The organism is Methylobacterium sp. 174MFSha1.1, assembly GCF_900116815.1.
In the GTDB taxonomy this organism is placed as follows: Bacteria; Pseudomonadota; Alphaproteobacteria; order Rhizobiales; family Beijerinckiaceae; genus Methylobacterium.
The window spans coordinates 65,461-91,478 of record NZ_FPCB01000012.1 but is presented as its reverse complement, the minus strand read 5'-3'; the positions used below and the strand labels follow the sequence as shown (position 1 = coordinate 91,478).

At 67.4% G+C, this 26,018-nt stretch carries 28 protein-coding genes; 19 read left to right on the top strand and 9 right to left on the bottom strand.

The annotated features are described in order from the left end of the window. Positions 1-244 precede the first annotated feature (244 nt). Positions 245-1,456: an FAD-dependent monooxygenase gene (locus BM430_RS11340; RefSeq protein WP_093567366.1), complete on the bottom strand. Its 1,212-nt coding sequence runs from the start codon at positions 1,454-1,456 to the stop codon at positions 245-247. A 144-nt stretch (positions 1,457-1,600) separates the two neighbouring features. Between BM430_RS11340 and BM430_RS11335 the strand changes: the two genes are divergently transcribed. Both BM430_RS11335 and pncA read left to right on the top strand, forming a co-directional pair. Beyond that, the gene (locus tag BM430_RS11335; RefSeq protein ID WP_093567365.1) at positions 1,601-2,575 is read left to right on the top strand and encodes a quinone oxidoreductase family protein; all 975 of its coding nucleotides are present in this window, start codon (positions 1,601-1,603) and stop codon (positions 2,573-2,575) included. 58 nt (positions 2,576-2,633) lie between these two features. Further along, positions 2,634-3,278: a bifunctional nicotinamidase/pyrazinamidase gene (pncA, locus tag BM430_RS11330; RefSeq protein WP_093567364.1), complete on the top strand. Its 645-nt coding sequence runs from the start codon at positions 2,634-2,636 to the stop codon at positions 3,276-3,278. Positions 3,279-3,829: 551 nt separating this feature from the next. Here pncA and rimO read toward each other — a convergent pair. Then, positions 3,830-5,146: a 30S ribosomal protein S12 methylthiotransferase RimO gene (gene rimO / locus BM430_RS11325; protein WP_093567363.1), complete on the bottom strand. Its 1,317-nt coding sequence runs from the start codon at positions 5,144-5,146 to the stop codon at positions 3,830-3,832. A 448-nt stretch (positions 5,147-5,594) separates the two neighbouring features. Here rimO and BM430_RS11320 point away from each other — a divergent pair, with 448 nt between their 5' ends. From BM430_RS11320 to BM430_RS11305, 5 genes are all read left to right on the top strand, one after another. Then, positions 5,595-6,083, top strand: a complete 489-nt coding sequence (locus tag BM430_RS11320; protein WP_093567362.1) for an SDH family Clp fold serine proteinase — start codon at positions 5,595-5,597, stop codon at positions 6,081-6,083. 29 nt (positions 6,084-6,112) lie between these two features. Beyond that, positions 6,113-6,487, top strand: a complete 375-nt coding sequence (locus tag BM430_RS33920) for a hypothetical protein (RefSeq protein WP_143132009.1) — start codon at positions 6,113-6,115, stop codon at positions 6,485-6,487. Between the two features lie 477 nt (positions 6,488-6,964). Further along, positions 6,965-8,470: an aminodeoxychorismate synthase component I gene (gene pabB, locus BM430_RS11315; RefSeq protein WP_093567361.1), complete on the top strand. Its 1,506-nt coding sequence runs from the start codon at positions 6,965-6,967 to the stop codon at positions 8,468-8,470. Beyond that, positions 8,467-9,078, top strand: coding sequence for an anthranilate synthase component II (locus tag BM430_RS11310; RefSeq protein ID WP_093567360.1), 612 nt, complete (start codon positions 8,467-8,469; stop codon positions 9,076-9,078). The genes pabB and BM430_RS11310 overlap by 4 nt, the downstream gene beginning before the upstream one ends. Next, positions 9,065-9,910, top strand: coding sequence for an aminotransferase class IV (locus BM430_RS11305; protein WP_093567359.1), 846 nt, complete (start codon positions 9,065-9,067; stop codon positions 9,908-9,910). The genes BM430_RS11310 and BM430_RS11305 overlap by 14 nt, the downstream gene beginning before the upstream one ends. A gap of 221 nt (positions 9,911-10,131) precedes the next feature. Here BM430_RS11305 and grpE read toward each other — a convergent pair whose 3' ends face one another. Both grpE and BM430_RS11295 read right to left on the bottom strand, forming a co-directional pair. Then, on the bottom strand, positions 10,132-10,716 hold the full coding sequence (grpE, locus tag BM430_RS11300) for a nucleotide exchange factor GrpE (protein WP_093567468.1): 585 nt from the start codon (positions 10,714-10,716) through the stop codon (positions 10,132-10,134). A 58-nt stretch (positions 10,717-10,774) separates the two neighbouring features. Next, on the bottom strand, positions 10,775-13,615 hold the full coding sequence (locus BM430_RS11295; RefSeq protein WP_093567358.1) for a [protein-PII] uridylyltransferase: 2,841 nt from the start codon (positions 13,613-13,615) through the stop codon (positions 10,775-10,777). Between the two features lie 246 nt (positions 13,616-13,861). Between BM430_RS11295 and BM430_RS11290 the strand changes: the two genes are divergently transcribed. The 7 genes from BM430_RS11290 (at position 13,862) to BM430_RS11265 (ending at position 19,357) form a co-directional block, all read left to right on the top strand. Beyond that, complete coding sequence (locus BM430_RS11290; protein WP_093567357.1) at positions 13,862-14,833, top strand: aliphatic sulfonate ABC transporter substrate-binding protein; 972 nt, start codon at positions 13,862-13,864, stop codon at positions 14,831-14,833. A gap of 32 nt (positions 14,834-14,865) precedes the next feature. After that, positions 14,866-15,669: an ABC transporter permease gene (locus tag BM430_RS11285; protein WP_244539448.1), complete on the top strand. Its 804-nt coding sequence runs from the start codon at positions 14,866-14,868 to the stop codon at positions 15,667-15,669. A gap of 15 nt (positions 15,670-15,684) precedes the next feature. Then, complete coding sequence (locus BM430_RS11280) at positions 15,685-16,467, top strand: ABC transporter ATP-binding protein (protein ID WP_093567355.1); 783 nt, start codon at positions 15,685-15,687, stop codon at positions 16,465-16,467. Between the two features lie 105 nt (positions 16,468-16,572). Further along, complete coding sequence (locus tag BM430_RS11275; RefSeq protein WP_093567354.1) at positions 16,573-17,082, top strand: OsmC family protein; 510 nt, start codon at positions 16,573-16,575, stop codon at positions 17,080-17,082. 131 nt (positions 17,083-17,213) lie between these two features. Further along, positions 17,214-18,395, top strand: a complete 1,182-nt coding sequence (locus BM430_RS11270) for a DUF262 domain-containing protein (protein WP_143132008.1) — start codon at positions 17,214-17,216, stop codon at positions 18,393-18,395. Continuing rightward, positions 18,392-18,859 (top strand): HEPN domain-containing protein, encoded by a 468-nt coding sequence (locus tag BM430_RS33915; protein WP_143132007.1) that lies wholly within the window; start codon positions 18,392-18,394, stop codon positions 18,857-18,859. The genes BM430_RS11270 and BM430_RS33915 overlap by 4 nt, the downstream gene beginning before the upstream one ends. 183 nt (positions 18,860-19,042) lie before the next feature. Next, on the top strand, positions 19,043-19,357 hold the full coding sequence (locus BM430_RS11265) for a helix-turn-helix domain-containing protein (RefSeq protein ID WP_210188433.1): 315 nt from the start codon (positions 19,043-19,045) through the stop codon (positions 19,355-19,357). 3 nt (positions 19,358-19,360) lie between these two features. Here BM430_RS11265 and BM430_RS11260 read toward each other — a convergent pair whose 3' ends face one another. From BM430_RS11260 to BM430_RS11245, 4 genes are read right to left on the bottom strand one after another with little or no spacing between them, the layout of a single operon-like run. Continuing rightward, positions 19,361-20,143 carry an ABC transporter ATP-binding protein gene (locus BM430_RS11260; RefSeq protein WP_093567353.1) on the bottom strand — a complete coding sequence of 261 codons (783 nt, stop codon included), beginning with the start codon at positions 20,141-20,143 and terminating at the stop codon, positions 19,361-19,363. A gap of 14 nt (positions 20,144-20,157) precedes the next feature. Continuing rightward, positions 20,158-20,868 (bottom strand): ABC transporter permease, encoded by a 711-nt coding sequence (locus BM430_RS11255; RefSeq protein ID WP_093567352.1) that lies wholly within the window; start codon positions 20,866-20,868, stop codon positions 20,158-20,160. Continuing rightward, a complete protein-coding gene (locus tag BM430_RS11250) occupies positions 20,865-21,569 on the bottom strand; it encodes an ABC transporter permease (RefSeq protein WP_093567351.1) in 705 nt (234 codons plus the stop codon). Before BM430_RS11250 ends, BM430_RS11255 begins: the two co-directional genes overlap by 4 nt. Before the next feature lie 34 nt (positions 21,570-21,603). Beyond that, on the bottom strand, positions 21,604-22,458 hold the full coding sequence (locus tag BM430_RS11245; protein ID WP_093567350.1) for a transporter substrate-binding domain-containing protein: 855 nt from the start codon (positions 22,456-22,458) through the stop codon (positions 21,604-21,606). Between the two features lie 283 nt (positions 22,459-22,741). Between BM430_RS11245 and BM430_RS11240 the strand changes: the two genes are divergently transcribed. Continuing rightward, on the top strand, positions 22,742-23,242 hold the full coding sequence (locus BM430_RS11240; protein WP_093567349.1) for a GNAT family N-acetyltransferase: 501 nt from the start codon (positions 22,742-22,744) through the stop codon (positions 23,240-23,242). A gap of 75 nt (positions 23,243-23,317) precedes the next feature. Here BM430_RS11240 and BM430_RS11235 read toward each other — a convergent pair whose 3' ends face one another. Beyond that, positions 23,318-23,932, bottom strand: a complete 615-nt coding sequence (locus tag BM430_RS11235; RefSeq protein ID WP_093567348.1) for a PepSY domain-containing protein — start codon at positions 23,930-23,932, stop codon at positions 23,318-23,320. 173 nt (positions 23,933-24,105) lie between these two features. Between BM430_RS11235 and BM430_RS11230 the strand changes: the two genes are divergently transcribed. The 4 genes from BM430_RS11230 to BM430_RS11215 all read left to right on the top strand — a co-directional run bounded on the left by BM430_RS11230 (position 24,106) and on the right by BM430_RS11215 (position 26,000). Continuing rightward, positions 24,106-24,375, top strand: coding sequence for a hypothetical protein (locus BM430_RS11230; RefSeq protein WP_244539441.1), 270 nt, complete (start codon positions 24,106-24,108; stop codon positions 24,373-24,375). A gap of 32 nt (positions 24,376-24,407) precedes the next feature. After that, entirely contained in the window at positions 24,408-25,268 is an 861-nt protein-coding gene (locus tag BM430_RS11225; protein ID WP_093567347.1) for an SDR family oxidoreductase, read from the top strand. Between the two features lie 76 nt (positions 25,269-25,344). Next, positions 25,345-25,644, top strand: coding sequence for a nucleotidyltransferase family protein (locus tag BM430_RS11220; protein WP_093567346.1), 300 nt, complete (start codon positions 25,345-25,347; stop codon positions 25,642-25,644). After that, positions 25,644-26,000 (top strand): HepT-like ribonuclease domain-containing protein, encoded by a 357-nt coding sequence (locus tag BM430_RS11215; RefSeq protein ID WP_093567345.1) that lies wholly within the window; start codon positions 25,644-25,646, stop codon positions 25,998-26,000. Before BM430_RS11220 ends, BM430_RS11215 begins: the two co-directional genes overlap by 1 nt. Positions 26,001-26,018 lie beyond the last annotated feature (18 nt).

Here is a 26,018-nt window from a genome sequence, read left to right as displayed (position 1 = left end):
TGATCTGACAAGAAGAACGTAGAGCGCGGATTTTCCCTCCCCCCTCCGCGGGGGAGGGTGGCGAGCGGAGCGAGCCTGGAGAGGGGACGCCGCTTCCTGATAGGGCGGAACCGTCGTGAAGGGCGCTACCTGGAACAACGTCGCGCCGCCCCTCTCCCGCCCGGCTACGCCGGGCACCCTCCCCCGCAGAGGGGGGAGGGAAAATCCGCGCGCTCTTCTTCAAACCGATTTGACGAACTCTCCCTCACCCCCGCATCAGCGTCGGCGTCCCGAGCCGCGGGGTCACGCCCTCGCGCATCACCAGCCGGCGCAACGGCGCGATGGTCGAGAGGGCGAGCAGCCCCGCGCCGCGGGCGAGGTCGCTCGGCAGGAAGGCGGTGAGCAGGCTGCGGTTGAGGGTATCGACCGCGCCGGTGCGCAGGCGGGCATCGAGCGCCCGGCCGCGGGCGAAGCCCGAGAGCACCGACTCCGCCCCGGCGTCGCGCGCCCCCGCCACCGCGTCGCGCAGGGCCGCCGCGTCGCGAAGGCCGAGATTCAGCCCCTGCGCGCCGATCGGCGGGAAGACGTGGGCGGCCTCGCCGACCAGCGCCAGCCGCGGCCCGACCGGGCGCGGCACCGACAGGCCGCGCATCGGCACCAAGCCCCGCGGTCCGTCGATACGCATGGCACCGAGCATCGACTGCGCCTGGCGCTCGATCGCGGCGGCCAGAGCCGCGTCGTCGAGTTCGAAAAGGCGCTCGGCCCGCGCCTCCGCCGAGACCCAGACCAGGCTGGAGCGGCGCCCGCCCGGCAACGGCACCAGGGTGAAGGGTCCCTCGCGGGTGTGGAACTCGGTCGAGACCTCGCGGTGGTCGCGGGTATGCGCCAGGATCGTGGTCAGGGCCTTCTGCGGGTAGGTCCAGCGCCGAGCCGTCAGGCCCGCCTCCTCGCGCAGGGGCGAGCCGCCGCCATCGGCCGCGACGACGAGGCGCGCCGCGACGCGGCCGCCGCCCTCCAGCGCCAGCACGGCCCTGTCGTCGGCGACACTGCGCCCGGCGGCATCGTGCTCGACGAGGGTGAGCTCCGGGAGGGACCGGGCGCGGGCGCGCAGGGCCTCGACGAGGCGCGCGCTCTCGATGTTCCAGCCGAAGGCGTCGAGGCCGATCTCGCGGGCGACGAAGCGGGCCGGCGGGGGACGGAAGAGGCTGCCGGTGTCGTCGATCAGGTGCATCTCGGCGAGCGGCGCGGCCTGGGGCTCCAGCCCTTCCCAGGCGCCGAGCGCGCGCAGCAGCCGCACCGAACCGTCGAGGAGCGCCACGGTGCGCCCGTCGGCCACGGGGGCGTGGCGGCCGACCAGCGCCGTCCGCAGGCCGTCGCGGGCGAGCGCCAGGGCCGCCGCCAGCCCGACCGCGCCGGCGCCGACCACCGCCACGTCGTAGAGGGGGCCTTCAGGATTCGGGTCGGTGGTCTGGCTCACGAAACGGTCCTCGCATGGTCTGCCCGGAGACCTCGATCCTTAGATCTGGGTCGCGCGGGGCCGGTCCGCCATCCCGGCCATTGCCGAACACGGAGCCGCACCTATCATCCCGGCCGCACGACAAGACCAAGACGGGAGCGGACGATGCCCAAGGCGATCCGGGTTCACGAGTATGGCGGCCCCGAGGTGATGCGCTACGAGGAGGTGACGGTCGGCGAACCCGGTCCCGGCCAGATCCGGGTGCGCCAGAGCGCGGTCGGCGTCAACTTCATCGACATCTACTTCCGCTCCGGCCACTACAAGGCGCCCCAGCTCCCCTTCACCCCTGGCAACGAGGGCGCCGGCACGGTGGTGGCGGTGGGCGAGGGCGTCACCGGCTTCAAGCCCGGCGAGCGTGTCGCCTACGGGTCGGCCGCCGGCACCTATGCCGAGGAAGTTTTGGTTGACGCCAAGCAGGTGGTGCGCCTGCCCGACGGCATCGACGACGACACCGCCGCCGCGATGATGCTCAAGGGCCTCACCACCCAGTACCTGCTGCGGCGCACCTACAAGGTCCAGCCCGGCGACACGATCCTGTTCCACGCCGCGGCCGGCGGCGTCGGGCTGATCGCGACGCAGTGGGCCAAGCATCTCGGCGCCACGGTGATCGGCACCGTCGGCTCGGAGGACAAGGCCGAGCTCGCCCGCCAGCACGGCTGCGACCACGTCATCCTGTACCGCAACGAGGATTTCGCCGCGAAGGTGAAGGAGATCACCGGCGGTAAGGGCTGCCAGGTCGTCTATGACGGCGTCGGCCAGGCGACCTTCCCGGCCTCGCTCGATTGCCTGCGGCCCTTCGGCTATTACGTCAATTTCGGCAGCGCCTCGGGCGCGGTGACGCAGTTCGACATCAGCCTACTTGCCCAGAAGGGCTCGCTGTACGCCACCCGGCCGACCCTGTTCACCCACACCGCCGACCGGGCGGTGCTGGACGAGATGGCCGCCGACCTGTTCGAGGTGGTGCGGAGCGGCGCGGTGAAGATCCCGGTCCATACGCGGGCGACGCTCGCCGCCGCGCCGAAGGTCCATGCCGAACTCGCCGGGCGGCAGACGACGGGTGCGACGGTGATGCACCCCTGATACGCTGACGCTTCGGCACCCGGGGCGAATCGCTCCGGGTGGGCGGAGACCCGATGCGATGGATGCCTACGCCCTGCGAGTGACCGAGACCGACCTGCTCCTCGTCATCGACGTCCAGGCCGACTTCCTGCCCGGCGGCGCCCTCGCGGTGCCGGACGGGGACGCGGTGATCGGGCCGATCAACGCGCTCGGGCGCAAGTTCAAGCATATCGCCCTGACCCAGGACTGGCACCCGGCGGGCCACGCCTCCTTCGCCATGAGCCATCCGGGCAAGGCCCCCTTCGGCACCGTGCAGCTCCCTTACGGCACGCAGGTCCTGTGGCCGGAGCACTGCATCCAGGGCACGCCCGGGGCGGACCTGTCGCCGAGGCTGGAGCTGCCGCACGCGCAACTGGTGATCCGCAAGGGCTACCGGCCGGGGATCGACAGCTACTCGGCCTTCCGCGAGGCCGACCGCACCACCACGACCGGGCTCGCCGGCTACCTGCGCGAGCGCGGCTTCACCCGGGTGTTCCTCTGCGGCCTCGCCACCGATTACTGCGTCGGCTGGAGCGCCATCGACGCGCGGGAGGCCGGGTTCCAGGCGGTGGTGGTCGAGGATGCCTGCCGGGCGATCGACCTCGACGACTCGCTCGAGCGCGCCTGGGGCGACATGGCGGCGGCGGGCGTGGAGCGGGAGGAGAGCGGGGCGATCGGGGGGTAGGGCAGGCAGATCCGCTCGACGGCGCTAATTCACTCTACGTCATTCCGGGGCCGAGCAAGCGGAACCCGGGATCCATAACCGCCGACGACGCAGGGTGAAGCAAGACGCATCCCACTTCACCCGGAGACGCTCGCAATGAGAAGACGGCTCCGTTTTGCCTCGCCGCCCTTTTCGGACGACTGAAACGAAGTGGAAGGAGTCCGGGATCCAGCACGAGAAGTCGCGAAGCGTCTGCTTGTCTGCAACGGCGCACCATTCAGAGCCGCTTCGCGGCACTTCCTTTGCTGGATCCCGGATCTCCTTCCGCTGACGCTTCAGTCGTCCGGGAAAGGGGAGCTAGAACGACTCACCCAGTCTGACCTGGCCATGTCGTGCACCACGACTCAATCCCAATCCTCGGCCCGGCCCCATTTGCGGTCCGAACGCGCGGGCGATGTACCGCGCGTAGAGCACCCCGCCGACGCCGAGCGCTAGGAAGAGCGCGACGGCAGACCAACTCGGCTCGCCGACCGCGGCCCCCGGTCGTGATGCGATGAGCCAGAGCGGCATCGCTACACCGCCACCCCGTGCAGGTCGTAGGCATCCGCCGACTCGATCTTCACCGTCACGATGTCGCCGACCCGGACCGGGCGGCGGAAGGCGACGTGGACGTTGCCGTCGATCTCCGGCGCGTCGTATTTCGAGCGGCCCTTGGCGACCGTCGGGCCGGCGGCGTCGATGATCACCGGCAGGCGCTTGCCGACCTTCGCCTTCTGGAGCCTCAGGGACACCGCCTGCTGCGTCTCCATGAACCGGCGCTGGCGCTCGGCCTTGACCGCGTCCGGCACGGCCTCGGCCACCGCGTTGGCGGGGGCGCCGCGGACCGGCTCGTACTGGAAGCAGCCGACGCGCTCGAGCTTGGCCTCCTTCAGCCAGGTCAGGAGTTCCTCGAACTCCTCCTCGGTCTCGCCGGGGAAGCCGACGATGAAGGTCGAGCGGATCGCGAGGTCCGGGCATGTCGTGCGCCAGGAGCGGATGCGCTCCAGCATCTTCTCCTGGTTGCCCGGGCGGCGCATGCGCTTGAGCACGGCGGGGCTCGCGTGCTGGAGCGGCATGTCGAGGTAGGGCAGCACCTTGCCCTCGGCCATCAGCGGGATGACCTCGTCGACATGCGGGTAGGGGTAGACGTAGTGCAGGCGCACCCAGGCACCGAGCTCGCCGAGCTCCTTGGCGAGGTCGTAGAACCGGGCCCGCACCTCGCGGTCGCGCCAGGGGCTCGTGGCGTAGCGGGTGTCGACGCCGTAGGCGCTGGTATCCTGCGAGACGACGAGCAACTCCTTGACGCCGGCCTTCACCAGCTTCTCGGCCTCGCGCAGCACGTCCGCCGCCGGCCGGCTGACGAGGTCGCCGCGCAGCTGCGGGATGATGCAGAAGGTGCAGCGGTTGTTGCAGCCCTCCGAGATCTTCAGGTAGGCGTAGTGCCGCGGCGTCAGCTTGACGCCCTGCGGCGGGACCAGATCCAGGAACGGGTCGTGGGCCGGTGGCACCGCCTCGTGGACCGCCGCCACCACCGACTCGTAGGCCTGCGGCCCGGTGACCGCGAGCAGGTTCGGGTATTTCTCCCGGATCTCCTCCGGCTGGGCGCCCATGCAGCCGGTGACGATCACCCGGCCGTTCTCCGCCATCGCGTCGCCGATCGCCTGCAGCGACTCGGCCTTCGCCGAATCGAGGAAGCCGCAGGTGTTGACGATCACCACGTCGGCGCCGTCGTGCTTGCGCGCCAGTTCGTAGCCCTCGGCGCGCAGGTGGGTGAGGATGCGCTCGGAATCGACCAGGGCTTTGGGACAGCCGAGCGACACGAAGGAGATCTTGGGGGCGGGTGCGTTCATGGCGGAGGAGATTTCGGCAGGGCAGGATTTCGGCAGGGGCGGGATGCGACGCCGGCCCACGGCCAGGCTGGCGCGAGCAGGATCAAGGATTTAGGGAAGGATGCTGGGGCAGGCCTCTAGCACAGGGCGGGGCGGGCGTCACGGGGCCGGCGCGTCCGTCGCAGCATGCCAGGCGATACAGATCTGATGGATGCCTCACGCGCGGCACAATGCCGCTTAAGTCTCCCATGAAATCGGACATGTCTATATTGAGCATTCTGCTGCGAACAGCGGCGCTGAAATAATACTCGAATTATAATCGTCTCGCATTTACGTCAAAATTAGATAGAGCTTGAGTCTCTACGCGGAAGAGATGGACGCGCCGAATTCGATTATATAATATGAACAACGTCGGCCACAATCCGACGATGCTTTGATAAATGCAAGCAATCATATAGCGAGTTTTGGGATGATCACCGATCAGGACGGGCACATTTCGTCTAATTCATTCATTGAGACGGAACTTTGCACGAAAATAAAAAATATTGGCGATCACACAGCTTCAGATGTTGTCAGCTTAATTGCTCCCATGCAGCACGGCATCGACGACTTGATGCGAGATAGTATCGAAGAGATAAAAAATAAGAAACCGAAGGTTATCGTCATTCTGGAAACGGACGGCGGATCGATCGAGGTTGTCGAGAGGATCGCCGACCTACTGCGATATCACTATCCACAGGAAGTATCCTTCCTCATTCCAAGTCACGCCATGTCGGCGGGAACCGTGCTCGCTATGTCTGGCGACAATATCTATATGGATTATTTCTCAATTCTAGGTCCGATCGATCCTCAAGTCGTAAGCAGATCAAAGGGAGATGTCTATGTTCCTGCGTTGGGATATTTGCAAAAGTATGAAGATTTATTAAGCAAATCTAAAATAACACAATTACAGATGTAGAAATTGCCTTCTTTATCTCGAAATTCGATTTGGCAGAACTGCATCAATTCGAACAAGCTCGCGACTTATCAATGGAGCTACTCAAGAAATGGCTTGTTAAATACAAATTTAAAAATTGGAAGACGACAAGGACAAATGGAAAGACCGTAACGCCAGCGATGAAGGAAAAACGAGCTGCCGCTATTGCAACTACATTAAACGATATACGCAGATGGAAATCCCACGGCCGCGGGCTGACCATGGACGTTATCGACGGAGAAATTAATCTTCTTATTGAGGATTTTGGTAGGGATCCAATGCTTAATCAGAAGGTAAGGTCTTATTACCGGCTTCTTCAGGACTATATGATGACAGTGAGGCAGTCGATCGCGATTCACACGGCTGAGCGCTACAGGGGTGTTTGATATGACGAACAAATTCGATAAGGAGCATATTCTCGATGCAATAAGGTCTCAGCCATCGGGGAAGGAAAAAATTGAGCGCGCACAGAGAATCGTCAATAATCTAAGAGCAAGTGGAGTAAAATTGCATACCTACGAACTCAGGCATCCATTCAGCGGCGAAGTCCAACCCGTAGCAAAACCGAAAAAAGTCTTCAAGGTCGATCGCAGAAAAGGATGACCGAGCGTTAGAATGAGTTTTAGCCATCGCCACCTCTCGCCGTCGCAGGACTTGGCGGCCGGGATCTCGCACGATTGATTACAGCCGGTCCGTCGATGCCGTTGCCCTTAGCCGACCCGCCCTGTTCTCGTGATCGGCACGTCGCTCACGCATCGTCTCCGAGGGAGGCCCTGATCCGCCGGATTGTGGCTTGAAGAGGAAGCAACTGATCCGAAAGTGCGGATTTTCCCGGAAATGTGCGCTCGGATATGCCTGCGCCCATGTGGAGCCGCACCGTCCCCCTCCTCGATCCCGCCGCCGCCGCGTCCCGCCTGCGCGGCCGACATCCGCGCGGGCGATCCGGCCTCGCGCTCCTCGACAGCGCGATGCGGCACGACAGCCTCGGGCGCCACTCCTACCTCGCCGCCGATCCGTTCGGGTGTTTCCGGGTGCGCGGCGGCAGGGCTTTCTGGAACGGCGCGCCGGTGCCGGGCGCGCCGCTCGCAGCCCTCAGGACGGCGCTCGCCCCCTGGCGCACCACGCCGGATCCCGCCCTGCCGCCGTTCCAGGGCGGGGCGATCGGCTACGCGGCCTACGATCTCGGCGCCAGCCTGGAGCGGGTGGCGGCACCCGCGCGTCGCGCCGGCCTGACCGACGACCTCGCCTTCGACGTCTACGCCACGGTCGTCGCCTTCGATCACCGGGCCGGCACCTGCCACCTGATCGCCACCGGCTTCCCCGAGACCGATCCGGCCGCCCGGGCCGCCAAGGCCGCGTCCGACCTCGACGCCCTGGAGGCGGCGCTCGCCGGCCCCGAGCCGGTGCAGGACGCCGCGCCGGTGCCGCCTCTCACCTGGCGCTCGAACTTCACGGCGGAGACCTACGCCCGGGCGGTCGAGCGGGTGCGGGACTACATCCGGGCCGGCGACATCTACCAGGCCAACATCGCCCAGCGCTTCGAGGCCGACCTGCCGCCGGGCTTCGACGCCTTCGCGTTCTACCGCCGCCTGCGGGCGCGCAACCCCGCGCCGTTCGCGGCCTACCTCGAACTCGACGGGCTGACCGTCGCCTCCTCCTCGCCCGAGCGCTTCCTGCGCCTCGACGGGGGCCAGGTCGAGACCCGGCCGATCAAGGGCACGGCGCCGCGCTCCACGGATCCGGCCGAGGACCGGGCCCGGGCCGAGGCGCTCCTCGCCAGCGACAAGGAGCGGGCCGAGAACGTGATGATCGTCGATCTCCTGCGCAACGACCTGTCGCGGATCTGCGCGCCCCACAGCGTCGTGGTGCCGACGCTCTGCGGGCTCGAGACCTACGCGGGGGTCCATCACCTCGTCTCCGCGGTCACCGGCACGCTGCGGGAGGGGGCGGACGGGCTCGACCTGCTGGCCGCCACCTTTCCGGGCGGCTCGATCACCGGGGCGCCGAAACTGCGCGCCATGGACATCATCACGGAGATCGAGGGCGATGCCCGCGAGTTGTATTGCGGGGCGATCGGCTGGATCGGGTTCGACGGCAGCCTCGACACCAGCATCGCCATCCGCACGGTGGTGACGGACGGGACCCGCGCCGTGCTCCAGGCCGGGGGCGGGGTGACGCTGCTGTCGGACCCGGAGGCCGAGTACCGCGAGACCCTGACCAAGGCCGAGCGGGTCTTCGCGGCCTTCGCTGGAGCGTTTTCCGACGAAGTGGATACCGGTTCGTCGAAGAAAACGCGGCATAATCGAAGAGATCGAGCCACGTCCGATCGCAGCGCGATCGGACGTGGCTCGAGCGGGGAGGGCGCATGATCCTCGTCATCGACAATTACGATTCCTTCGTCTTCAACGTGGTGCGCTACTTCGAGGAGTTGGGCGCCGCGGTGCAGGTGGCGCGCAACGACGCCCTCGACGTGGCGGGCATCCGCGCCGTGAGCCCGGACGCTGTGGTGATCTCGCCCGGGCCGTGCAGCCCGGCGGAGGCCGGGGTGTCGCTTCCCGCCATCCGCGCCTTGTCGGGCGAGGTGCCGCTCCTCGGCATCTGCCTCGGGCACCAATGCATCGGCGCGGCCTTCGGCGGCCGGGTCGCGCGGGCCCGGCGACCGCTCCACGGCCACGCGACGGCGATCGACCATGACGGACAGGGCGTGTTCCACGGCCTGCCGGCGCCGCTCACGGTCGGGCGCTACCACTCGCTGATCGTGGAACCGGCGCCCGGCATGGCGGAGCACCTGCGCGTCGACGCGGTCTCGCCCGAGGGCGAGGTGATGGCGCTCTCGCACCTCCGGCACCCGACCTGGGGCGTGCAGTTCCACCCGGAATCCGTGCTGACCGAGCACGGCCACGCCCTGTTCGGCAATTTCCTGGACCTCGCCCGGCGCTGGCGCGACGCGGAAGGACGGCACCGTGCTGTGGCGTGACGGGCGCGTGCAGGAGGGGACAACCGCGCCCTTCGACCTCGCCGACCGCGGCCTGCTCCTCGGCGACGGGGTGTTCGACACCGCCATGGCGCTCGGCGGCACGGTGGTGGCGGAGGAGGCGCATCTGGCGCGGCTCGTCGCGGCCGCCGCGGCGCTCGGCTTCCGCTTCGACGCGGAGGAGGCCCGCACGGCGATGCGGGCGGTGGCGGCCGGCCACGCCCGGGCGGCGATCCGCACCACCGTGACCCGCGGGTCCGGGCCGCGGGGCCTGCGCCCGCCGGCCGAGCCGCGCCCGGTCCTGTGGGCGAGCGCCGCGCCGTTGCGCTCCGGCACGGTCTATACCGAACTCTCGCTCGGCTGGAGCGCGATCCGCCGCAACGAGACCTCGCCGACCGCGCGCCACAAGACGCTGGGCTACCTCGACGCGGTGCTCGCGGCCGAGGCGGCAGCGCGGGAGGGGCACGACGAGACGCTCTTCCTCAACATGGCGGGGCGGGTCGCCTGCGTCGGGACCGGCACCCTGTTCGCGGTGTTCGGGTCGTCGCTCGTCACGCCGTCCTTGAGCGAGGGAGTGCTGGCCGGCATCGTGCGGGCGAGGCTGCTCGCCCTCGCTCCCGGCCTCGGCCTCGTCCCGGGCGAGCGCCCGCTCGCGCCGGAGGACCTGGCGGGGGCGGAGGCCGTGTTCGTCACAAATTCCCTGCGGCTCGTCGCGCCGGTGCGGCGGATCGCCGGGCGGGACTATGCCAGCGCCGGGCATCCGGCGGTGCGGGCGTTGCAGGCGGCCCTGTCGGCGGAGATCGCGCAGGCCTGCGGGATGGCGCCGGAGGGGTGAGGCAGAGCGCACGTGAGAACCCTCCCCCCCACTGCGGGGGAGGGTGGCCCCTGCGTCAGCAGGGGCCGGGAGAGGGGACGCCGCTTCCGGAGAAAGCTGAACCGTTCTGAAGGGCGCGCACTGGATCTGTGTCGCGCTGCCCCTCTCCCGGCTCACTCCGTTCGCCACCCTCCCCCGCAGAGGGGGGAGGGTTTGGCGATGCATCACACCAAGCGGCTCGCTCAGCCTTCCGCCGGCTTCGCCTCAGCCTTCGGGCCGCCCTTCGCCACGCCGACCAGGGCCGGGCGCAGGACGCGGTCGCCGATGACGTAGCCCGACTGCACCACCTGCACGACCGTGCCGGAGGTGACGTCGGGGTTGGGCACCTCGAACATCGCCTGGTGCAGGTTGGGGTCGAAGCGCTGGCCCTGCGGCTCGACCCGCTTCACGCCGTGGCGCTCCAGGGTCTTGAGCAGGTCGCGCTCGGTCAGCTCGATCCCGTCGACCAGGGCCTTGAGCGGACCCTCGGCGGCGGCGCGGGCATCGGCCGGCACGCTCTCGAGGGCGCGCCGGATGTTGTCGGCGGCGTTGAGCATGTCGCGGGCGAAGTTCGTCACCGCGTAGGTGCGGGCATCCGTCACCTCGCGCTCGGTGCGCCGGCGCAGGTTCTCCATGTCGGCGAGCGTGCGCAGCAGCTTGTCCTTGAGGTCGAGCTTCTCGGCCTCGAGCGCGGCGATCGCGTCGGCGTTCGGCGCGGAGGCGGGAGCGCCCTCGGCAGCCTCGGGCTCGTAAGCCCGCGCGGCGTTCTCCGTGTCGTTCGGCGTCATCGTCATTCCAAAAAGGGGTCCGGGAATGACCCCGATATCAGGTGGACGGCCGGCGAAATCAAGCTTCGCCAGCCGCCGGGGCCGCCTCGCTCGCCTCGTCCTTGCGGGCGTCCCGGCCCGCGCCGCGGCGGCTCCGCTCGCCCCGGGGCAGGTCGGCCTCGAACACCGCCATCACGGCCCGGCGGATCGTCGCCTGCCGGTCGGGCTGGGTCACCTTGGTGCCGGTGAGGTCGGTGACGTAGAACACGTCGACCGCCCGCTCGCCGAAGGTCGCGACGTGGGCCGAGGTGATGTTGAGGTTGAGCCGGCCCAGCGCCGAGGTGAGATCGAAGAGCAGGCCCGGCCGGTCGAGGCCGGAGATCTCCAGGACCGTCTCGCGGGCCGAGAGCGCGTTGTCGATCGACAGGTCGGGGGCGACCTGGAAGGTGCGTGGCCGGTCCTTCGCCGGGTGCTTGTCGGCGACGAGGTCGGCGATGCGGATCTCGCCCTTCAGCGCCCGCTCGATCGCGGTGGCGATGCGGCCGGCCCGGCGCAGCTCGTCCTCGTCGCGCTCGAAGGCCCGCGACAGGGTGATGGTGTCGAGCACGAAGCCGTCGGCGGTGGTGAAGATCTGCGCGTCGACGATGTTGCCGCCGGCGGCCGCGCAGGCGCCGGTGAGGATCGCCAGCAGGCGCGGATGGTCCGGCGAGTAGACGCAGAGCTCGGTGACTCCGCGGGACAGATCGGTCTCGAAGGTGGTGGCGACGGTGTTGCCGGCCTCGGTCGCCGTGCGGATGAAGCGGGCGTTCTTGAGCTGGCGCCCGGCATCGACCTTGAGCCAGTAATGCGGGTAGTGCCGGGCGGCGTAGGCGTCGAACTCCTCCGCCGACCAGTCGGCGAGCTGCTCGCGCAGGCGCATCTGGATCAGCCGCACCCGGTCGGTGCGCGGGATCTCCGAGCGCCCACCCGACAGGACCATCTCGGTCTCGTAGTAGAGGGTGCGCAGCAGCGTCGCCTTCCAGGCGGTCCAGGTGCCGGGGCCGACCGCCTTGATGTCGGCGATGGTGAGCACGAGCAGCAGCTTCAGCCGCTCCAGGCTCTGCACCACGCCCGCGAAGGTCTCGATGGTCTTCGGATCGGAGAGATCGCGGCTCTGCGCGGTCATCGACATCAGGAGGTGGTGCTCGATGAGCCAGGCGACGGTGTTCGTCTCGGCGGCGTCCAGCCCGAAGCGCGGCCCGAGCTTGCGCGCCACCGCCGCGCCGGCGATCGAGTGGTCGTCCTTCCGGCCCTTGGCGATGTCGTGCAGGAACATCGCCACGTAGAGGGCGCGCCGGTTCTGGATCGTGCCGACGATGCGGTGGGCGAGCGGATGCTCGTCCTCGAGTTCCCCGGCCTCGATCTTGCCGAGCACGCCGAGCGAGCGGATCAGGTGCTCGTCCACCGTGAAGTGGTGGTACATGTTGAACTGCATCATCGCGACGATGCGGCCGAAATCCGGCACGAAGCGCCCGAGCACCCCGGTCTCGTTCATGTGCCGGAGCACCGTCTCGGGGGCGTTCTGCGAGGTCAGGAGCTCGACGAACAGGCGGTTGGCCTCCGGATCGACCCGCACCATCGGGCCGATCAGGGCGAGCGACCGCGTCGCGAGCCGGCTGGCATCCGGGTGGATCGCGAGGTCGTGCCGGTCGGAGAGCCAGAACAGCCGGATCAGGTTGACCGGATCGCGCTCGAAGGCGGCGTCGTCCCGCACGTCGAGCCGGCCGGTATGGATGCGGAAATCGTCCGCCTCGAGGTCGGGCGCGCGGAAGTGCTGCTTGAAGCGGCGCAGCCAGCGGTCGAGCACCGGCGGGCGCTTGGCGTGGCGCGCCTCCATCTCGGCGCAGACGATGGCGGTGAGGTCGCCGACATCCTTGGCGATCAGGAAGTACGACTTCATGAACCGCTCGACCGCCGCGAGGCCGCCGCGGGCGCCGTAATCCAGCCGCTCGGCGATGCGGGGCTGAAGGCCGAAGGACAGCCGCTCCTCCGCCCGCCCGGTGACGAAGTGCATGTGGCAGCGCACCCGCCACAGGAACTCGTCGCAGCGCTGGAACAGCCGGAGCTCGTCGGGCGTGAACAGGCCGGCCTCGACCAGATCCTCGGCCTCCTTCACCCGGAAGGTGTACTTGGCGATCCAGAACAGGGTGTTGAGGTCGCGAAGACCGCCCTTGCCGTCCTTGACGTTGGGCTCGACGAGGTAGCGTGAGGCGCCGCTCTTCTGCACCCGCGCGTCGCGCTCCTTGAGCTTCGCTTCGACGAACTCGGCCGCCGTGCCCTGCACCACCTCGCGGTCGAAGCGGGTCTCCAGTTCCTCGAACAGGGCGCGGTCGCCGAACAGGAAGCGCGATTCGAGCAAAGCCGTGCGGATCGTCATGTCGCCGCGGCCCTCGCGCAGGCATTCCGCGACCGAGCGGGTGGCGTGGCCGACCTTCAGCTTGAGGTCCCACAGCACGTAGAGCATCGCCTCGACGACGCTCTCGCTCCAGGCGGTCTGCTTGTAGGGCAGGAGAAACAGGAGATCGATGTCGGAGCCCGGCGCCAGGAGGCCGCGGCCGTAGCCGCCGGTCGCCACCACGGCGATCTGCTCGGCCGCGGTCGGGTTGTCGGAGCGGTAGAGCCGCTTGACCACCGCGTCGTAGATCGCCCGGATCACCGCATCCATCTGGGCGCAGATCAGCCCGGCGCAGGCATGGCCGTCGCGCTCGGCGAGCAGCTGCCGCTCGGCCTTCGCGCGGCCCGCCTCGATGATGCGGCGCAGTTCCGGCACCAGCCGCTCGCGCAGGCGGGTCGGGTCGCTGAGCGACTGGTCGATGCCGGCGAGCAGGAGCTTGAGGGCGGCCTCGGTGTCGGACGGGTCGATGGCGGTGAGGTCGGGCATGGCAGCCGGGCTTGTCAGGAGGGAAGCGCGGCCGGGTCCCGTCGCGTTCCCGCCTGTTTCGCATCACGGCAGGCGGAAAGCCAACGCTTCCGCGCGTCACACAGGAGGCCCACAGGCCGTACCGTTCGATACAAAGGCTAATCCGCTTCATCGTCCGGATCGTTTGACACTCCGAACGGCGCGCCCTAGCTATGGCGACGGCCCGCCCGCATTCGAGAACAGCCCGCGGCCAGCCAGGGAGAGACGATGCGCATCCATCGCCGCGCGCTGATCGCAGCGACCCTCGGGGCCGCCAGCCTCGCCGCCGTCCCGTCGGCGCTCGCGCAATCGGCGAAGGAGGTGCGCCTCGACTGGGCGACCTACAATCCGGTCAGTCTCGTCCTGAAGGACAAGGGCCTGCTCGAGAAGGCGCTGGCGCCCAAGGGGATCACGGTGCGCTGGGTCCAGTCGCTGGGCTCGAACAAGGCGCTCGAATTCCTCAATGCCGGCTCGATCGATCTCGGCTCGACCGCCGGCGCGGCGGCCCTGCTGGCGCGGATCAACGGCAACCCGATCAAGGCGGTCTACGCCTACTCGCGGCCGGAATGGACCGCCCTCGTGACCCGGCCGAATACCGGCATCCGGGCGGTGGGTGACCTGAAGGGCCGCCGCGTCGCGGTGACCCGCGGGACCGACCCGCACATCTTCCTGATCCGGGCTTTGCGCGGCGCCGGGTTGAGCGAGCGCGACGTGAAGCTGGTGCTGCTCCAGCACCCGGACGGGCGCACCGCCCTCGACCGCGGCGACGTCGATGCCTGGGCCGGCCTCGACCCGATCATGGCGGCGGCCGAGATCGAGAACGGCGACGTGCTGTTCCACCGCGACGCCGCCGCCAATACCTGGGGCGTGCTCAATGTCCGCGAGGACTTCGCCAAGCAGAACCCGGAGCTGACGCGCACGGTGCTGGCGGCCTACGAGGAGGCGCGCAAGCTCGCGCTGTCCGATCCCCAGGAGCTGAAGCGGATCCTGGTGGCGGCAACCAAGCTGCCCGAGCCGGTGGTGGCGCGCCAGCTCGAGCGCACCGACCTGTCGCAGCCGGTCATCGGCAAGCTCCAGGCCGAGACGATCCTCGATGCCGGCACCGCGCTCCTCGATGCCGGGGTGATCCCGGCCGGGACCGATGTCGGCGCCGCGGTCGAGGCCCTGATCGACCCGCGCTTCGGGCCGGCGGCGCCGTGAAGCCGGCGGAAGCGGGCCCGCTTCCCCTCGCGATCGCGCCCGACACGTCTTCCAGGAAGGCCCTGCGCCTGCCCGGCGGACGGGTCCTCGCCGGCCTCGTCCTGCCGGTCGCGCTCGCCCTCGCCTGGGAGGGGGCCGTCAGGGCCGGGCTGGCCCAGGGCCGGCTGGTGCCGCCGCCGGGCCGGGTGCTGGCAACCCTGTGGGGCCTAGCAGTGAGCGGCGAATTGTGGACCCACGTGCTCGCCAGCCTGACCCGGGTCGCGGCCGGGTTCGGCTTCGGGGCGCTCGCCGGGATCCTGGTCGGCGCGCTCACCGGCACCCTGCCGCTCGTCCGGCGCCTCGTCGATCCGAGCCTCCAGGCCCTGCGGGCGATTCCCTCGATCGCCTGGGTGCCCCTGTTCATCCTGTGGTTCGGCATCTTCGAGGCCTCGAAGATCACCCTCATCGCCGTCGGGGTGTTCTTCCCGGTCTATCTCGGGGTGGCGGGCGCCATCGCGGGCGTCGACCGCAAGCTGGTCGAGGTCGGCCGCGTCTTCCGGCTGTCGCGGCTGGATCTCGCCCGGCGCATCCTGCTGCCGGCGGTGCTGCCCGCGACGCTGGTGGCCCTGCGCACGGGGCTGGGCCTCGGTTTCATGTTCGTGGCGGCGGCCGAACTGCTCGGCGCGTCGGAGGGCCTCGGCTACCTCCTCCTCGACGGCCAGCAGCTCGGCAAGCCGGACCAGATCGTCGCGGCGATCCTGGCCTTCGCCGCTTTGGGCAAGCTCTGCGACGCGGTGCTGGTGGGGCTGACCGCGCCGCTCGCCCGCTGGCAGGACACCGCGCGGGACACCCTCTGAGATGCGGGCGCCACCATGCTGATCCTCGACCGCCTGTCGAAGACCTATGCCGACGGCACGCGGGCGCTTGCCGACATCTCGCTCTCCTTGCGGGCCGGCGAGATCGTGGCGCTGATCGGCGGCTCGGGCTGCGGCAAGACCACCCTGCTGCGCCTGATCGCCGGGCTCGACCGGGCGAGCGCCGGGACCGTCAGCCTCGACGGCGAGGGGATCACGGCCCCGCATCCGGGCGTCGGCATCGTGTTCCAGGAGCCGCGGCTGCTGCCCTGGCTCAGCGTCGCCGACAACGTCGCCTTCGGCCTCGCCGGACTGCCGAAGGCCGAGCGCCGGGCCCGGGTGGCGCACGCCCTCGACCGGGTCGGCCTCGCCGAGCAGGCCGGGCGCTGGCCCCGCGACCTGTCGGGCGGCCAGCAGCAGCGGGTGGCGATCGCCCGCGCCTTCGTCGCCGCGCCGAAGGTGCTGCTCCTCGACGAGCCGTTCTCCGCCCTCGACGCCCTGACCCGGGCCGGGCTGCACCGCCATCTCCTCTCCCTGTGGGAGGAGAGCCGGCCGACCGTGCTCCTCGTCACCCACGACGTCGCCGAGGCGGTGGCCCTCGCCGACCGCGCCGTGGTCTTGCGCCCGAAGCCCGGCCGGATCGACGACACGATCCCGCTCCCCCTGAGCCGCCCGCGCCAGGCCTCGACGCCGAACAGCGAGGCCGCCGCCCGCACCATCCTGGCGAGCCTCGATCGCTCGATGCGCCCGGAGGGCGAGGCGGACCGCGCCAGGCCCGACGCCCCCGCCCTGTGGTGGTGAGACTCCAGGTGTGAGCCCCTGAGGTGTGAGCCCCTGGCCGCGAGCCCTGGCGGGGCGACGGCGCAGGATGCTAAGCCGTTCGCCCATAAACAGGGAGGACACCCCATGGACGCCACCGAACTGCGCTCGCTCCAGGCCCCGATCAAGGACCGCTACCGCGGCGATCCGGAGGCGGCGGTCGTGACCCTGAAGGCGCAGGGCTCGCTCGACGACGGCGGCATCGCGTGCAAGGTCGAGACCGGCCGGGCCCTGGCGGTCGCGGGCCTCCACCCGGCGAGCGGCGGATCGGGCGCCGAGCTCTGCTCCGGCGACATGCTGCTCGAGGCGCTGGTCGCCTGCGCCGGCGTGACCCTGAAGGCGGTGGCGACCGCGCTCGAGATTCCCCTTCGCAAGGGCCTGGTCAAGGCCGAGGGCGACCTCGATTTCCGCGGCACGCTGGGCGTCGACAAGGGCGCGCCGGTGGGCTTCCGGTCGATCCGGCTCAGCTTCGAGGTCGACACGGACGCGCCGCAGGAGAAGCTGGATCAGCTCTTGAAGCTGACCGAGCGCTACTGCGTGGTGTTCCAGACCATCAACCAGAAGCCGCAGCTGGACGTGGTGATAAAGAATACGTAATAGCATCGAATGCCATTACGTATTTTATATGAAAAATTTTTTATACATATTTATTCAGAAAATATTCTTACTCGAGAATTGGCAGAATATTATAATTTACTAGCACTAGCCACGGCAATCGGATTTCTGTCGTGGCTAGTGAAAATGACTATTCGAAATACATGCAAAGTGCTACATCTCCTCCAGATACGGAGATCAATGTGCAAGAGATAACGGATCTATCCGACGATCAGGTCGCATCCCAAGATGAATATGAGATTTCCCTAGCAGAGGGAGTTGACGACGAGACTTTGCTGGAAACCACTGGGACAAAGAAATTCACTATTACAAGCTATGGAGCCGATTATACAGTCGACTCTTTAGTAAAAAGAATGAAAGGAAAATCTTTCAAAATTCCTGATTTTCAACGCCGATTTGTCTGGTCTCAAGGTCATGCATCGAAATTTATAGAATCTTTATTGATGGGGCTGCCCGTCCCGGGCATCTTTCTATATCGGGAAGCCGAGACAAATAAGAGCCTTGTTGTCGATGGTCAGCAGCGCCTTCGCACCCTAGAGGCTTTTTATGCCGGGACCTTTAATGAAAAGAAATTCAGACTTACAAACGTCCGAGAGCCATGGACTGGCAAAACGTATGACGAGCTTGACGGCGCAGACCAACTAAAACTAGACGACTCTATTGTTCACGCAACTATATTTACGCAAGATCAGCCCGCAGATGCGCTTGAAAGTATATATTTTGTATTCGAACGCATCAACTCTGGCGGTATCCGACTTTCCCCACAAGAAATTAGGAATTGCATAGCTGCGGGACCATTTATCTCTCTTGTAAAAAAGCTGAACGAAAATACTCATTGGCGTAAAATATTCGGTGGTCCTGTAAATAAAAGGGCAAAAGACGAAGAACTTATAGTGAGATTCTTTGCGATGTTGGACTATAGAGATAAATATGCCCGCCCTATGGCAAAATTCCTTAATGAATATTCCGTCCTTATGAATAATTCCAGTTCTGACCAGCTCGACCAACATGGTGATATATTCGAAAAAACAATAGGAGTGATTAATGAAGCATTAAATGGCAGGGCTTTTCGACCAGTCAGATCATTAAACGCCGCCGTTTTTGACAGCGTAATGGTCGGAGTCGCGTCTCGCATAATTTCGGGGAATCCGATTGATAGTGGCAAAGTGGCTGAAATATACCAAAACTTGCTTTCTTCAAACGATTTTCGCAGGAGTTGGATCCGAGCCACAGCAGATGAAGAGTCAGTTAAGTCTCGTATGGAAGCTTCTGTGTCAGCATTTTCGGCAGAATGATGCAGTACCAACTAGATAGCCGCTTTGTAGCGCTCAAAAAATATGTCAATTATGCATGTGCCTCTCAGGAGTCAGACGAGATAAAGGGAAATCTTTACAGATTTGGCACCGTATTAATATGTGGAAACATTGAGAGGTGTGTTGAAATCATCACATTAGAACGGCTTGCTCATAGAGCTCACCCTCGAGTACTCAATTTTGTCAAATCACATTTTAAAAGAGGTAATAATTTTGACTGCGGTGCGATAATACAGCTTTTAAATAGATTTGATCCAAATTGGGCGAAGTCGTTTGAAAAATTTTTGGAGTCAAATATTGACGTTACGGACGGAATATCTTCGTTATATGTTGTCCGCAATTCTGTTGCTCATGGTGGCGCTCAATCTGTCGGCAGTCAAAGACTTACTGAGCTTTACGAAGTAAGTCAACGCTTAATCAACGGTCTTGTGGAAGCAACTAAATAATAACGCATATTAATTTAATATAGCTGGTTGACATACACATTAAAAATATCGTTGCATATTTATAGCGCGATACGTTTGCAATAGACAATCGAACATTATTATATTTTCTTAAGCCGCACAAAAACTTGAAATAAGCCGCACAAAAACTTGAAAATAGAGCAGTTGAAGAGAGAGCAGAGTACGATGACCGACAGCTTCGCGCGCATCATGAGCGGCGCCAGGAGCGCTTTGGCCTACATAGAGGGCAGCCCTCCCGCCGGCACCGTCGTCCACGTGCCGGAGGATCTGGACGTCGCCGAGATCAGGAACCGAACTGGTCTCGCGCAACCGGCCTTCGCTGCCACCATCGGCGTGTCGCTCCACACCCTGCGCAACTGGGAGCAGAAGCGGCGCCGGCCGGAGGGCCCCGCCCGGGTGCTCCTCGCCCTGGTCGAGAAGCGGCCTCAGCTGGTGCTGGAAATTCTTGGTGACGAGACGGCCCTCGGCGAAGGCGCCTGACCCTCACTCCCCCCGCGCCAGGAACTGCCGGAACCGCTCCGACCGCGGCGCGGAAAACACCTGGTCCGACGGCCCGTCCTCCAGGATCCGGCCCTCGTGCAGGAAGACCACCCGGTGGGCGACGTCGCGGGCGAAGGCCATCTCGTGGGTGACGACCAGCATGGTGCGGCCCTCCTCCGCCAGCGCCCGCATCACCCGCAGCACCTCGGCGACGCGCTCGGGGTCGAGGGCGGAGGTCGGCTCGTCGAAGAGCAGCACCCGCGGATGCATGGCGAGCGCCCGGGCGATGGCGGCGCGCTGCTGCTGGCCGCCGGAGAGGTGGGCCGGGTAGTGGTCGCGCTTGTCGGCGATGCCGACCTTGGCGAGCAGCGCCTCGGCCTCGGCGACGCAGTCGGGCTTCTTGCGCCCCAGCACGTGGACCGGCGCCTCAATCACGTTCTCCAGCACCGTGCGGTGGGACCAGAGGTTGAAGCTCTGGAAGACCATACCCACCCGGGCGCGGATGCGGTCGACCTGCCTGGTATCCGCCGGCACCCGGCCGCCGCGGCGCTCGCGCCAGGCCACCGTCTCGTCGCCGACCACCACCTCGCCCGCCTCCGGCACCTCCAGGAGGTTGATGCAGCGGAGTAGCGTCGACTTGCCGGAGCCGGACGAGCCGAGGATCGCCACCACCTCGCCCTCGCGGGCCGAGAGCGAGACGCCGCGCAGGACTTCGAGGCGGCCGAAATGCTTGTGCAGGTCGCGGACCGCGACGGCCTCGGGGCGGGTGGGCGAGGGGGCCAGCATGGCGGGTTCCGGGGTCAGGCGGGGTGGGCCACCGGGCGCGGGCGCAGGTCCGGCGACAGCCGGGCCTCGGCGAGCCGCAGGATCCCGATGATCACGAAGGTCAGGGCGAGGTAGAACGCGCCGGCGCAGACGAAGACCTCCAGCGCCCGGAAGCTCTGGGCGATCAGCTTCTGGGCGATGCCGGTGATCTCCATTAGCGTGATGGTGGAGGCGAGCGAGGTCGCCTTGACCACCGAGATCACCTCGTTGCCGTAGGCCGGCAGGGCCTGGCGGGTGGCGAGCGGCAGGGTGATGCGGCGAAACAGGAGAAGCCGCGGCATGCCGCAGGCCCGCCCGGCCACCAGCGCCCCGTGCGGCACCGAGAGGACCGCACCGCGAAAGATCTCCGCCGTGTAGGCGCCGGTATTGAGGGCGAGCGCCAGCAGCGCACACCAGTACGGCTCGCGGAAGAAGGTCCACAGGCCCCAGGCCTGCAGCGTCGGCCGGAACTGGCCGAGGCCATAATAGATCAGGAAGATCTGCACCAGGAGCGGCGTGCCGCGGAACACGAAGATGTAGAGGCGGGCGAGCCAGTCCGCCGGCGCGACGCCGGAGAGCCGGCCCCAGGCGGCGAGCGCCGCCAGCACGCCGCCCAGCGCCACCGAGCCGGCGGTGAGGCTCAGGGTGAGGGGCAGGCCGCCGAGCAGCGTCCGCACGGTGACGCCGAGGAAGTCGAGGTCGATCATCGGGAGCCCCGGCGGGCATGCGCTTCGGCCCTGGAGAAGCCCCAGGTCGAGAGCGAGGTGATGGCGAGGTAGAGGGCGGCCGCCGCGAGGTAGAAGGTGAAGGGTTGGCGGGTCGAGCCGGCCCCGACCTGGGCCTGGCGCAGCAATTCGATGAGGCCCGTCACCGAGACCAGGGCCGAGTCCTTGAGCAGGATCTGCCAGACGTTGCCGAGGCCGGGCAGGGCGTCGCGGGCGACGAGGGGCGCCACGACCCGGCGCAGGATCAGCCCGCGATGCATGCCGACGGCGCGGGCGGCCTCGATCTGCCCGCGGTCGAGGGCGAGGTAGGCGCCGCGGAACACCTCGGCCTGGTAGGCGCCCGAGATGATCCCGAGCGCCGCGACGCCGACCCCGAAGGCCGGCACCCCGACGAAGCCGGTGGCACCGAACAGGCCCGCGATGCTACCGAGCGCCGCGCTGCCGCCGAAATACAGGAGGTAGATCACCAGCAGGTCCGGCACGCCGCGCAGGAGCGTGGTGTAGCCGTCGGCCAGCATCCGCAAGGGGAGGAGGCCGGAAAGCTTGGCGCCCGCCGCCAGCCCGCCGAGCACGGCCCCGACGAGAAAGCCGCACAGGGCCAGCGCGAGGGTGGTGCCGGCGGCCAGCAGCAGCGCGCCGCCCCAGCCGCCGGGGCCGAAGCCGAGAAGGGTGAAGGCGCTCACGCGGCTCCCTCTGTCTGGTCTCTGCGCAGGTCCGTCAGCCCTGCGGGGTCAGGTCGGCCTTGAACCACTTGAGCGAGAGCTTCTTCAGGGTGCCGTCGGCGACCACCGCATCGATGCCCTCGTCGAGCCGCGCCTTGAGCTTCGCCTCGCCCTTGCGCAGGCCCATCGCCACGCCGCGGCCGAGGATGCCGCCGCGGAAGCGGGGACCGGCCAGCATCACGGTGTCGGCGAATTCCGGCTTCTCGGCGGTCGCCCGCAAGGGGGCGTCGTTGGCGAAGATCGCGTCGATGCGGCCGGCGGCGAGATCGAGGTCGTGCTGCTCGGTGGTCTTGTACTCGCGCACCTCGATCGTGCCCTTGAGGTACTTGTCCATGAAGGCGGCGTGGATGGTCGAGACCTGGACGCCGACGGTCTTGCCCTTGAGGAGCGGCTTGATCGTGTCGAGCGCCTTCTGCGCCTCGGCCTCGTCCGCCAGGCTGAACTTCTGGCCGCCCAGCGGGAGCTTCGCCAGCGGCCCGTTGCGGTCGACCGCGAAGCCCGAGGAATCGCCGCTATAGGGCTTGGTGAAGTCCACCACCTTCAGGCGCGCGTCGGTGATGGTCATGCCCGACATGATCGCGTCGAACTTCTTGGCGTTGAGGCCCGGCACCACGCCGTCCCAATCCTGGGCGACGAATTCGCATTTGAGCTTGGCGCGGGCGCAGATCTCGCGGCCGAGCTCGATCTCGTAGCCGTCGAGGGTGCCGTCGGGCTTGGTGAAGTTGTAGGGCGCGTAGGCGCCCTCGGTGGCGATCCGCACCGTTGCCGGCACCGTGTCCTCGGCCCGGGCCGCCCCGGCGGAGCCGAGCGCGAGGGACAGAGCGAGGGCGAGAGCAGACCTGATTCTCATTGTGGCGTCGTTCCCGGACCTTTGAGGCGTTCCACGCTCAGCTAACCCGCAAGGCATGCCTCGACGCAAGCGCTTGCACGTCAGGATGATGCGAGCGGCATGCCAGCGGCGGTTTGCACTCACAGCTGAGCGCTGCTATGGCGCCCCCGCGGGCGCTGGTGCTGCGCAGCGGGCGAGATGCCCGCCGGGAGACGAGCGAATGGGCCCGAGGGCAGAGGCGCGACGACGGATCGGCTGACCGATCCGCCCATGATGTGATGCCAGCCTCCGAGACTGTGTGCCCGTGACCACGCTTCCCCTCGTCATCCGGCCCGAGACCCCGCGCGACAACGACGCCATCGAGCGCTTGCACGAGCGGGCCTTCGGCCCCGGCCGCTACGCCCGCACCGCCTTCCGCCTGCGCGAGGGCGTACCCCACCTCTCCGATCTCTCGTTCACGGCGCTGGTCGGCACGCTGCTCGTCGGCTCGGTGCGGGTCTCCCCGGCCCGGGCGGGCGCGAGCCCGCTCCTGGTGCTCGGGCCGCTGACCGTCGATCCGGCCTTCGGCAGCCGCGGCATCGGGGGAGCGCTGATGCGCGCCTCCCTCGACGCCGCGAGGAGCGGCGGCCACGGCCTCGTCATCCTGGTCGGCGACGCGCCGTACTACGCCCGCTTCGGCTTCCGGGTGCTGCCGCCACGCAAGCTCGTCCTGCCGGGCCCGGTCGACCCGGGCCGGTTCCTCGCGCTGGAACTGCGCGAAGGGGCCCTGGCGGAGGCCGGGGGGAACGTCGTCGGGGGCGTCTGAGGCGGCAATACGAGGGACCGCCGCGGGATCCCCTCTCCCATTCGGGAGAGGGGAAAGGCTCGCTTCCTTAAGGCATCAGTCCTTCATGATCTGGCCGTCCGGCCCGACCTTCACTTCCTTCTCGTTGTCGGCGAGCGCCACCTTGATCTCGTAGGCGACGGCCGAGCCCTCGCGCTCGACCTCGGCCTCGTAGGCCTTGCCGCCGCCGGCCTGCTTCTCGGCGATCGCCAGGGCGTCCTTCAGCGAGACCTTGGCGTTGTTGAAATCGGCGACCTTCAGGCGGGTGAAGTAGCGCTCGATCGGCTGGTTCTCGCTCTTGTAGAGCTCGCCGGTATCGGCGTTGATGCCGTGCTCGACCAGCTTGCCGTCCGGATAGACGACCTTGATCGACCAGTGGGTCGGGTTCTTGCTGTCGGCCTTCTCGAAATCGGCGTCGATGGCGCGGCCGTTGCCGTCCTTCTTCTCGGCCGTGGCGATGGCGTCGGCCAGGCTGACCTTGGCCAGCTTGGCGGCCTGCCACTCCTTCATGTCCTTCACGTCGCCCGTCGCGGCCGGGGCCGTGGTCGCCGGGGCCGTGGTTACGGGGGCGGTGCCCGGAGCGGTCGGCGCCGTCGGCGCGGTGGTCTGGGCGAGGGCGAGGCCGGTGGTGAGGGCGAGGGCGCCGGCGGTGGCGAGGAAGCGCGTCAGCATCACAGTCTCCGAGGAGGGTGCGTCGAGGACACCGGAAACGCCGCGCGGCCGACTTGGTTGCCCATTGGGCAACCTGCTTTGCCGGAAGGCAGATCGCCGGGTTCGGAACAGGGGTACTCCCCGCCAGTTAGCCCGCCCGTCGCGGCGGTCCGTCACCTCACCGGAGATCGTCCGTGCTGCCCCTCCGCGCCCTGCTGGTGCTCGCTCCCCTGGTCGTCGCCGCTCCCGCGCTCGCGCAGGGAACGTCCTTCCCCGGCGGGCCCTTCCTCGATCCCGACGCGACCGGCTCGCTGCGCGGCTGGCGCGCGGACGAGGACCGCCCGCCGCGCACCGGCCCGCAGGCCTGCCAGCGCTGGTGCGAGACCGATCACGTCCCCTGCGACCCGCCGAACTTCAAGATCGCCGACGGCCGCTGCCGGCCCTTCGGCGGCGGCCGCTACTGACCGCCCGCGCCTCGACCCGGAGACCGACCTGCATGACCGACTTTCCGAAACCTCCTTTCGACCGCCAGACGCTCATCCCGATGCCCGGACGCGATGCCGAGATGGATCCCCGGCCCGATTACGGCGAGACCCGCTACAAGGGCTCGGGACGGCTCGCCGACCGCAAGGCGATCATCACCGGCGGCGACAGCGGCATCGGCAAGGCGGTGGCGCTCGCCTTCGCCCGCGAGGGCGCAGACGTGCTGATCGCCTACTACGACGAGCACGACGACGCGCGCGAGACCGCGAAGCTCGTCGAATCCGCCGGCCGCCGGGCGGTGCTGGTGCCGGGCGACATCAAGGATCCGGCCCATTGCCGCGCCATCGTCGAGAAGGCGGTGGCGGCGTTCGGGCGGGTCGACGTGCTCGTCAACAACGCCGCGCACCAAGCCACCGTGTCGTCGATCGAGGAGATGAGCGACGAGGAGTGGGACGTCACGTTCCGCACCAACATCCACGCGATGTTCTACCTGACCAAGGCGGCGGTGCCGCACATGCGGCCGGGCTCGGCGATCATCAACACCACCTCGATCAACGCCGACACGCCGAGCCCGCAGCTGCTCGCCTACGCCACCACCAAGGGGGCGATCCAGAACTTCACCGGCGGCCTGGCCCAGATGCTCGCCGAGAAGGAGATCCGGGTGAACTGCGTCGCTCCCGGCCCGGTCTGGACCCCGCTCATCCCCTCGACCATGCCCGAGGAGAAGGTGCGCCAGTTCGGCTCCCAGGTGCCGATGAAGCGCCCCGGCCAGCCCGTCGAGCTCAGCCCCGTCTACGTGATGCTGGCGAGCGAGGAGGCGAGCTACGTCTCGGGCGCCACCGTGGCGGTGACCGGCGGCAAGCCGATGATCTGATGGTGGGTCGGGCCGCACTCTGATAGATTCGCGCGGGCTTCGGCCCGGAGCCTGCGCGATCTCCGAGGAGGCTGCGATGAACCGCGACGAAGCGCTCGCCCATCTGAAGGCGATCGAGCCTGACCTGCGGGCGCTCGGCGTCGGCGGCCTCTCCCTCTACGGCTCCGTCGCCCGTGACGAAGCGCGGCCGGATTCGGACCTCGATATCTTGGTCGAGCCCGGCAGCGACGCCTTCTACGACCTGCGCAACTACATGGGCGCCTATGAGCGACTGGCAGCGGCCTTCCCGGGTCTGGCGATCGGCTATTCCACGCGCGCCGGACTCTCGACGCATATTCGCGCGCAGGTGGAGCGCGAAGCGGTTCGGGTGTTCTAATGGCTGCGAGCCGGAATCCTCAGCTTCGCCTGGAGCATGTCCGCGACGAAATTCATGCGCTCACCGCGGCGACTGCAGGCGTCAGCCGTGAGGCATTTTTGGAATCCTATATCCTGAGGCGCACCACCGAACACGCGGTATTGATCATCTCTGAGGCCGTCAAGGCTCTTCCAATCGAGGTCACGGATCGTTATCCGGGGCCACCCTGGGCCGACATCCGCGGGGTCGGCAATATTTTGCGGCACGAATATTACGCCGTCGATCCTCTCGTCCTATGGAATATCCTGAAAGTGCACCTGCCGGTCCTGGCACCCATGATCGACAGGATGATCGCCGACATCAGCGACAAAGAGTGATGGTCTGACCATCACTCC